The organism is Metallibacterium sp. (assembly GCF_054637675.1).
In genome coordinates, this window is the sequence record NZ_JBTSRB010000012.1 from 58,594 (window position 1) to 66,451 (window position 7,858).

General features: G+C 67.9%; 7 protein-coding genes and 1 pseudogene. All 8 read right to left on the minus strand.

The window, feature by feature from the left end; all coding sequences use genetic code 11:
* Positions 1 to 1,038: a class II fructose-bisphosphate aldolase gene (gene fba, locus ACYDAT_RS06235; RefSeq protein ID WP_461439259.1), complete on the minus strand. Its 1,038-nt coding sequence runs from the start codon at positions 1,036 to 1,038 to the stop codon at positions 1 to 3.
* Positions 1,039 to 1,275: 237 nt separating this feature from the next.
* Positions 1,276 to 1,971: an HAD-IA family hydrolase gene (locus tag ACYDAT_RS06240; RefSeq protein ID WP_461439260.1), complete on the minus strand. Its 696-nt coding sequence runs from the start codon at positions 1,969 to 1,971 to the stop codon at positions 1,276 to 1,278.
* Complete coding sequence (gene tkt / locus ACYDAT_RS06245) at positions 1,968 to 3,965, minus strand: transketolase (RefSeq protein ID WP_461439261.1); 1,998 nt, start codon at positions 3,963 to 3,965, stop codon at positions 1,968 to 1,970. The genes ACYDAT_RS06240 and tkt overlap by 4 nt, the downstream gene beginning before the upstream one ends.
* Complete coding sequence (locus tag ACYDAT_RS06250) at positions 3,965 to 4,849, minus strand: phosphoribulokinase (protein ID WP_461449039.1); 885 nt, start codon at positions 4,847 to 4,849, stop codon at positions 3,965 to 3,967. The genes tkt and ACYDAT_RS06250 overlap by 1 nt, the downstream gene beginning before the upstream one ends.
* 9 nt (positions 4,850 to 4,858) lie before the next feature.
* A complete protein-coding gene (locus ACYDAT_RS06255; RefSeq protein ID WP_461449041.1) occupies positions 4,859 to 5,941 on the minus strand; it encodes a class 1 fructose-bisphosphatase in 1,083 nt (360 codons plus the stop codon).
* Between the two features lie 9 nt (positions 5,942 to 5,950).
* Positions 5,951 to 6,913, minus strand: a complete 963-nt coding sequence (gene cbbX, locus ACYDAT_RS06260) for a CbbX protein (RefSeq protein ID WP_461449043.1) — start codon at positions 6,911 to 6,913, stop codon at positions 5,951 to 5,953.
* A gap of 1 nt (position 6,914) precedes the next feature.
* Positions 6,915 to 7,589 carry a ribulose-phosphate 3-epimerase gene (gene rpe / locus ACYDAT_RS06265; protein WP_461439266.1) on the minus strand — a complete coding sequence of 225 codons (675 nt, stop codon included), beginning with the start codon at positions 7,587 to 7,589 and terminating at the stop codon, positions 6,915 to 6,917.
* Positions 7,590 to 7,729: 140 nt separating this feature from the next.
* Positions 7,730 to 7,849: pseudogene (locus ACYDAT_RS06270) on the minus strand (ribulose-phosphate 3-epimerase); the annotation flags it as partial.
* Positions 7,850 to 7,858 lie beyond the last annotated feature (9 nt).

Sequence of the window (7,858 nt, forward strand, 5' to 3'; positions counted from 1 at the left end):
TCAGCGGTAGCGCTTGGCCATGGCTTGCAGCGGCACGGGCTTGATCTTGCCCGCCTGCCCGGCGCAGCCGAAGGCCTCGAAGCGCTGCTTGCAGATGCCGCGCGCGGCCTTCTTCGCCGCCAGCATGGCCTTGCGCGGATCGAACTCGGAGGGCTGCGTGGCGAACAACTGACGCATGGCGCCGGTCATGGCCAGGCGGATGTCGGTGTCGATGTTGACCTTGCGCACGCCGCTGCCGATGCCGCGCACGATTTCCTGCACCGGCACGCCGTAGGTTTCCTTGATCTCGCCGCCGTGCTGGCGAATGATCGCCAGCCATTCCTGCGGCACGCTGGAGCTGCCGTGCATCACCAGATGCGTGGCCGGCACGGCGGCGTGGATGGCGGCGATGCGTTCGATGGCGAGGATGTCGCCGGTGGGCTGGCGCGTGAACTTGTAGGCGCCATGGCTGGTGCCGATGGCGATGGCCAGCGCATCGACGCCGGTCTGCGCGACGAAATCCCTGGCCTGCGCCGGATCGGTCAGCAGCATGTCGTGGCTGAGCTTGCCGGCGGCGCCGACGCCGTCCTCCTCGCCGGCCTCGCCGGTTTCCAGCGAGCCCAGGCAACCCAGTTCGCCCTCGACCGACACACCGACCCAGTGCGCCAGCTCGCACACCTTGCGCGTGACCTCGACGTTGTACTCGTATGACGAGGGCGTCTTGGCGTCCTCACGCAGCGAGCCGTCCATCATCACGCTGCTGAAGCCGGAGCGTATCGAGGCCTGGCACACCGCGGGCGAGGCGCCGTGATCCTGGTGCAGCACCACCGGAATATCGGGGTGCGTTTCCACCGCGGCCAGCACCATGTGGCGCAGATAGGCCTCGCCGGCGTAGCCGCGCGCGCCGGCCGAGGCTTGCAGGATCACCGGCGCCTGCACTTCCTGCGCGGCCTCCATGATCGCCTGGATCTGCTCCATGTCGTTGATGTTGAACGCGGGTACGCCGTAGCCGTGCTCGGCGGCGTGGTCCAGTACCTGACGTAGCGAAACGAGGGCCATGCGTGTTCTCCAAACGGTCTTAGCGGGTGTATCCGGAATCAATCGCTGCTGGGCTCAACGATGCACCATTGTTCTGTTCGTCATCCCCGCGCAAGCGGTCATCCAGCGGGCCTTGCGACGCGGTTGCCTGGATCCCGGATCGGCGCTGCGCGCCGTGCGGGATGACAGCAATGTGAGAGGCTGCGCGCCGTCCAGGATGACGTTGTCGGGGGGCGGGCCAGCATGAGAAACATCCTCTCAGTGAAGGCCGGCGGTGCGGCGCGCGAGCACCGCGGAGGGAGCCAGCGCGGCCTCGGCGATGTCGGCGAAACTGTCGAACAGGCGCGTGGGTTGCGCCTGCGCGATGGGCGTGCCGGCGTTGTAACCCCATGGCACCGCCCAGTCGGCCACGCCAGCATTGCGCGCGGCGGCGAGGTCGGTTTGCGAGTCGCCCACGTGCGCGGCGTGCGCGGGCACGCCGCCCAGCGCAGCGACAACGTGGCGCAGCACGCGCGCGTCCGGTTTTTTCCACGCCAGTGTGTCGCCGCCGATCAGCAGCTCGAAATATGGTGCCAGCGCGGTGGCCTCGAGCACGCGCTGCGCGTGGCGCTGCTCCTTGTTGGTCACGCAGGCCAGGCGCACGCCGGCCGCACGCACCTGGCGCAGGGTTTCAACGCAGCCGGGATACGGCTGCGCCGCGCTGCCGGCGTGCGCGGCGTAGTGCTGCTCAAAGGCGCGCAGCACAGCGCCCCGATCGAGATGCTGCGCGGGATCGACGCGCGCCAGCAGATGCCGCATCAGTTCGTGCGCGCCGGTGCCGATCAGCGCCTCGATCTCGGCTTGCGCGCGCGGCGCCAGATCGAACTCGCGCAGCGTGTCGTTGACCGCGCCGGCGATCTCGCCGCCGGTGTCCACCAGCGTGCCGTCGAGATCGAAGCTGAGCACCTCGATCATGCGCCCAGTACTCCGCGCACGGTTTCCACCAGCTTCGCGGCGGTCAGGCCGAAATACTCGAACACCGCGGGCGCGGGCGCGGACTCGCCGAAGCTGTCCACGCCGAGCGCGGCGACGCAGCCGTACTGGCCCCACCAACGCGTGACACCAGCCTCGACGCCGATGCGCGGCAGCGTGCCCAGCACCGTCGCGCGATACGCGGCGTCCTGGCGATCGAAGCGCGTGACGCTGGGCAGGGACACCACGCGCACGGCGATGCCCTGCTGCGCCAGCAACTGCTGCGCCTGCATCGCAAGGCCCACCTCGGAGCCGGTGGCCAGCAGCGTGGCGCGCGCGCCAGCGGGTTCGCTGAGCACGTAGCCGCCGCGCGCGATCGCCTGCGCCTGTTCGACGCTGCGTGTTTGCGCCGGCAGCGTCTGGCGCGACAACAGCAGCGCGCTGGGCATGTGCACGGCATCCAGCGCGGCGCTCCACGCCAGCGCGGTTTCGGCGGCATCGCAGGGACGCCAGACCTCCAGATTGGGGATCAGGCGCAGGCTGGCGGCGTGCTCGACCGACTGGTGCGTGGGGCCGTCCTCGCCCAGGCCGATCGAGTCGTGGGTGAACACGTGCACCACGCGCAGTTTCATCAGCGCGGCCATGCGGATGGCGTTGCGGCTATAATCGCTGAAGGTGAGGAAGGTGCCGCCGTAGGGAATCCAGCCACCGTGCAGAGCGACGCCGTTCATGATCGCGGCCATGCCGAATTCGCGCACGCCGTAATGAATATGACGCGGCCCGGCATCGGGGAAATCGGTGAGGTTGGAGCCGGTCAGATCGGCGCTGCCGCCGAGCAACTCGGGCAGGCGCGGGCCCAGCAGTGCCAATACCTGCTGCGAAGCCTTGCGCGTGGCGACGTTCTCGGTGGCCTGTGCGAATTGCTCCAGTACGCTGGCGCGCAGGTCTTGCCAATCGTCGGGCAGCGCGCCGCTCATGCGCCGCTCGAATTCGGCGGCCAGCTCGGGAAATTCACTGCGATAGGCGTTGAAGCGCGCCTGCCACTCGCCCTGGCGCTGCGCGCCGCTGGCGCGTGCGTCCCACTGCGCGCGGATCTCGGCGGGAATCTCGAAGGGCGGGTGGTTCCAGCCCAGCGCCTGGCGCGTGGCGGCGATTTCGTCGGCGCCCAGCGGCTCGCCGTGCGCCTTGGCGCTGCCGCCGCGCGTGGGCGCGCCGGCACCGATGGTGGTACGGCACACGATCAGCGTGGGCTTGCCACTGGGTTGCCGGGCGCTGGCGAGGGCCGCATCCAGCGCGGCCAGATCGTGACCGTCGAGGGGGCCGATCACGCGCCAGCCGCAGGCGCGAAAACGCGCCGGCGTGTCGTCGCCGAACCAGCCCTCGACCGCGCCGTCGATGCTGATGCCGTTGTCGTCGTACAGCGCGACGAGCTTGTCGAGCTGCCACACACCGGCCAGCGAGATGGCTTCCTGGCTGATACCTTCCATCAGACAGCCGTCGCCGTGGAAGACATAGGTGTGGTGATCGACGATGGCGTGGCCGGGACGGTTGAACTCGCGCGCCAGGAGTTTTTCGGCCAGCGCCATGCCGACCGCGTTGGTCAGGCCCTGGCCCAGCGGCCCGGTGGTGGTTTCCACGCCCGGGGTGAGGCCGTGCTCGGGGTGGCCCGGCGTCTTGCTGTGCAACTGGCGGAAGTTCTTGATCTCGTCCAGCGACAGGCCGTAGCCGCTCAGATGCAGCAGCGCGTACAGCAGCATCGAGGCGTGGCCGTTGCTGAGCACGAAGCGGTCGCGATCGGCCCAGTGCGGATCGGTCGGATTGTGGCGCAGGTGATTGCCCCATAGCGCAACGGCCATCTCGGCCATGCCCATCGGCGCGCCGGGATGCCCGCAGTTGGCCTTTTGCACCGCGTCCATGGCCAACGCCCGCAGGGCGGTGGCGCGCGGGTCGTGCGAGGGCTGCCCGCGCAACACGCGGGCGTTGGATGCGCTGGCCATCAGATCGCCCCCAGCGCGCGCTTGCGGCGCTCCATCATGCGCCAGATGAACGGCGTCAGGATCATTTGCATGGCCAGCTCCATCTTGCCGCCTGGCACCACGATGGTGTTGGCGCGCGACATCCACGAGTCGTGGATCATGCTTTGCAGGTAGGGAAAGTCGATGCCCTTGGGGTTGCGGAATCGGATCACGCAGATGCTCTCGTCGGCGGAGGGGATTTCGCGCGCGATGAACGGATTGGAGGTATCGACCACCGGCACGCGCTGGAAGTTGATGTCGGTACGCGAGAACTGCGGGCAGATGTAGTTCACGTAATCCGGCATGCGTCTGAGGATTGTATCGGTCACCGCCTCGGCGGTGTAACCACGCACATGCTTGTCGCGATAGAGCTTCTGGATCCATTCGAGGTTGATCACCGGCACCACGCCAATCAGCAGGTCAGGGTGCCGCGCCACATTGGCCTCGGGCGTGCTCACTGCGCCGTGCAGCCCCTCGTAATAGAGCAAGTCGGTATCGAGCGGCAGGTCTTCCCAGGGCGTGAAGGTGCCCGGCTCCTGCTGGTAAGGCGCGGCCTCGCCGACATCGTGCAGGTATTTGCGGCTCTTGCCGGTGCCGATCTGCGCATAGGAGGCGAATAGTTGCTCGAGTTCGGCGAACAGGTTGTTTTCCGGCCCGAAGTGGCTGAAGTGCTTGTCGCCATCGGCCTCGGCTTCGGCCTGGCGCAGACGCATCTCCTTGCGGTCGTAGCGATGGAAACTGTCGCCCTCGATGATGGCGGCGTTGATCAACTCGCGCCGGAAGATGTTTTGGAACGTGCGCGTCACCGAGGTCGTGCCAGCGCCGGACGATCCGGTGATGGCGATGATGGGATGGCGTTCGGACATGGCGTTTCCTTATTCGCGGAACAGGCCGCGTTCGACAAACAACGGGTTGGGCGCATCGCGCGTGGCGCCATCCTGGTGATAGCGCTCGATGCGTTCGACTTCATGCTTCGATCCGAACACCAGGCCGATGCGCTGGTGCAGCGCGCTGGGCGGCACGCCCAGCACCGGCTGGCGTCCGGTGCTGGCGCGCGCGCCGGCCTGCTCCATGACGAAGGCGATCGGGTTGGCCTCGTACAGCAGGCGCAGGCGCCCGACCTTGCCCGGATCCCTGGTGTCGCGCGGATACAGGAACACGCCGCCGCGCATCAGGATGCGGTGCGCCTCGGCCACCATGCTGGCGATCCAGCGCATGTTGAAATCCTTGCCGCGCGGCCCGGTGCGCCCGGCCAGGCATTCGTCCACGTAGCGCTTCACCGGCGGTTCCCAGAAGCGGCTGTTGGAGCTGTTGATGGCGAATTCCTGCGCGTCCTCGGGCACGCGCAATTCGGGATGGGTGAGTTTGAACTCGCCCAGATTCGGATCGAGGGTGAAGCCGACCACGCCATTGCCGACGCTGAGCACGAGCATGGTCGAAGGACCGTACAGCGCGTAGCCAGCGGCGACCTGCCGCGCGCCGGGCTGCAGGAAATCGGCCTCGACCACATCGCGGCCGCTGCCGACGACTTCATCGGGCGCGCGCAGGATCGAAAAGATGCTGCCGACGGTCACGTCCACATCGAGATTGCTGGAGCCATCCAGCGGATCGAACACCAGCAGGTATTTGCCGCGCGGATATTCGCCCGGAATCTGGTAGGGCAGCTCCATTTCCTCCGAAGCCATGCCGGCCAGATGCCCCGACCACTCGGCCTGGCGTACGAACATCTCGTTGCTGACCACATCGAGGCGCTGTTGCACCTCGCCTTGCACGTTGATCGCGCCGCCGCTGGCCGCGCTGTCGGCGCCCAGCTCGCCGAAGGCTACCGCGCGCGCGATCGCCTTGCAGGCGATGGAGACATCGAGGATCAGCGCATTCAGATCACCGCTGGCGCCGGGAAAACGGCGCCGCTGGTCGATCAGGTACTGGGTCAGGGTCGGGCGCTTGGACAGGGGCATGGCGTCGCCTCAGGGTTGGGCATCGGTGAACACGCGGCTGCCGAGCAGGTCCACCGGCAGCAGCGTGGTCAGATCGTCCTGGCTCAGCGCGCGCTCGCGCTCGGCGAACAGGCGGCTGGCCTGGCGCAGGCGCGCGCGATCCAGCGCGTTGCGCACGCTGCGCGCGTTGGCGAAATGCGGCCGCCGGATGCGGCGTTCGAGGTAATCGCGGAACACCTCGGCGGCGTTGGCGCCGAAGTGGTAATGGCGCTGCGCAAGCATGCGCTGCGCGATCTGCTGCAGTTCGGCCACCGCGTAATCGGGAAAATCGAGATGGTGCGCGATGCGCGAACTGAGCCCCGGGTTGGACTTGAAAAACGTGCCCATGCGGTCCTTGTAGCCGGCCAGGATCACCACCAGGTCGTCGCGCTGGTTCTCCATCACCTGCAGCAGGATCTCGATCGCCTCCTGGCCGTAGTCGCGCTCGTTCTCGGGCCGGTACAGGTAATACGCCTCGTCGATGAACAGCACGCCGCCCATGGCTTTCTTCAGCACTTCCCTGGTCTTGGGCGCGGTGTGGCCGATGTACTGGCCGACCAGATCGTCGCGGGTCACCGCCAGCAGATGGCCTTTGCGCACGTAGCCGAGGCGATGCAGGATCTCGGCCATGCGCAGCGCCACCGTGGTCTTGCCGGTACCGGGGTTGCCGGTGAAGCTCATGTGCAGGCTGGGCGTCTCCGCCTGCAGACCGAGGTTCATGCGCAGCTTGTCGATCACCAGCAGCGCGGCGATGTCGCGGATGCGCTGCTTGACCGGGGCGAGGCCGACCAGATCGCGTTCGAGTTCATCCAGCACCGCCTCGACCTGGCTCTCGGCCAGCACTGCGGCGACGGTGCGCGCGACGCTTGCCCCGGGTTGCGGCGCGGCGGCAGCGGCTTCGGGCGCAGATGGCGCCGCGACGCTGCCGGGAATCGAGTAATCGGGCGCGCCCATCTCAGACGGCTCCGGCGAGTTCGACGCGCAGCGCGGCGATCACCCGCGCGTAGTCGCGCTGGCCGAAGATCGCGCTGCCCGCCACGAAGGTATCGGCCCCCGCGTCGGCGGCGCGGCGGATGTTGTCGGTCTTGATGCCGCCGTCGATTTCCAGCCGGATCGCGCGCCCGCTGGCGTCGATGATGCGCCGCGCCCGCTCCAGCTTGCGCAGTGCGCTGTCGATGAAACCCTGCCCGCCGAAGCCTGGGTTGACCGACATGATCAGCACCAGATCGAGCCGCTCGATGACCCACCCCAGCACGTCCAGCGGCGTGGCCGGATTGAACACCAGCCCGGCCTTGCAGCCCGCGGCCTTGATCAACTGCAGGGTGCGATCGACGTGCGCGCTGGCCTCGGGGTGAAAACTGATGACATCGGCGCCGGCCTTGATGAAAGCCTCGGCCAGTGCGTCCACCGGCTGCACCATCAGGTGCACATCGAGCACAGCGGCGCTGGCGTCGGGCTTTTGGCAATGCGGCTTGAGCGCTTGCGCCACCATCGGGCCGATGGTCAGGTTGGGCACGTAATGGTTGTCCATCACGTCGAAATGCACCCAGTCGGCGCCGGCGGCCAGCACCGCGCGCACCTCATCGCCAAGCCGCGCGAAATCGGCGGCGAGGATCGAGGGCGCGATCATGTTGGGCTGTTTCACAACGCAGGTCTCCAGAGCGGCAAGCAGCCATCCATGGAGCGTGGCGCCCGCCCGGCCATCCGTGGCCGGGCGCTCGGCGGCGCGGGATGCGCTTCAACGCATCCCGCGAAAGCACCCGCCTCGCCCATCACGTCGAAATGCACCCAGTCGGCGCCGGCGGCCAGCACCGCGCGCACCTCATCGCCAAGCCGCGCGAAATCGGCGGCGAGGATCGAGGGCGCGATCATGTTGGGCTGTTTGCTCATGCTGCTCGA

Bases quoted from the DNA above. Each gene is read 5' to 3' on its own strand.
- fba (WP_461439259.1), bottom strand. From the start codon at position 1,038: ATGGCCCTCGTTTCGCTACGTCAGGTACTGGACCACGCCGCCGAGCAC.
- rpe (WP_461439266.1), bottom strand. From the start codon at position 7,589: ATGATCGCGCCCTCGATCCTCGCCGCCGATTTCGCGCGGCTTGGCGAT.
- cbbX (WP_461449043.1), bottom strand. From the start codon at position 6,913: ATGGGCGCGCCCGATTACTCGATTCCCGGCAGCGTCGCGGCGCCATCT.
- tkt (WP_461439261.1), bottom strand. From the start codon at position 3,965: ATGGCCAGCGCATCCAACGCCCGCGTGTTGCGCGGGCAGCCCTCGCAC.
- ACYDAT_RS06240 (WP_461439260.1), bottom strand. From the start codon at position 1,971: ATGATCGAGGTGCTCAGCTTCGATCTCGACGGCACGCTGGTGGACACC.
- ACYDAT_RS06250 (WP_461449039.1), bottom strand. From the start codon at position 4,849: ATGTCCGAACGCCATCCCATCATCGCCATCACCGGATCGTCCGGCGCT.
- ACYDAT_RS06255 (WP_461449041.1), bottom strand. From the start codon at position 5,941: ATGCCCCTGTCCAAGCGCCCGACCCTGACCCAGTACCTGATCGACCAG.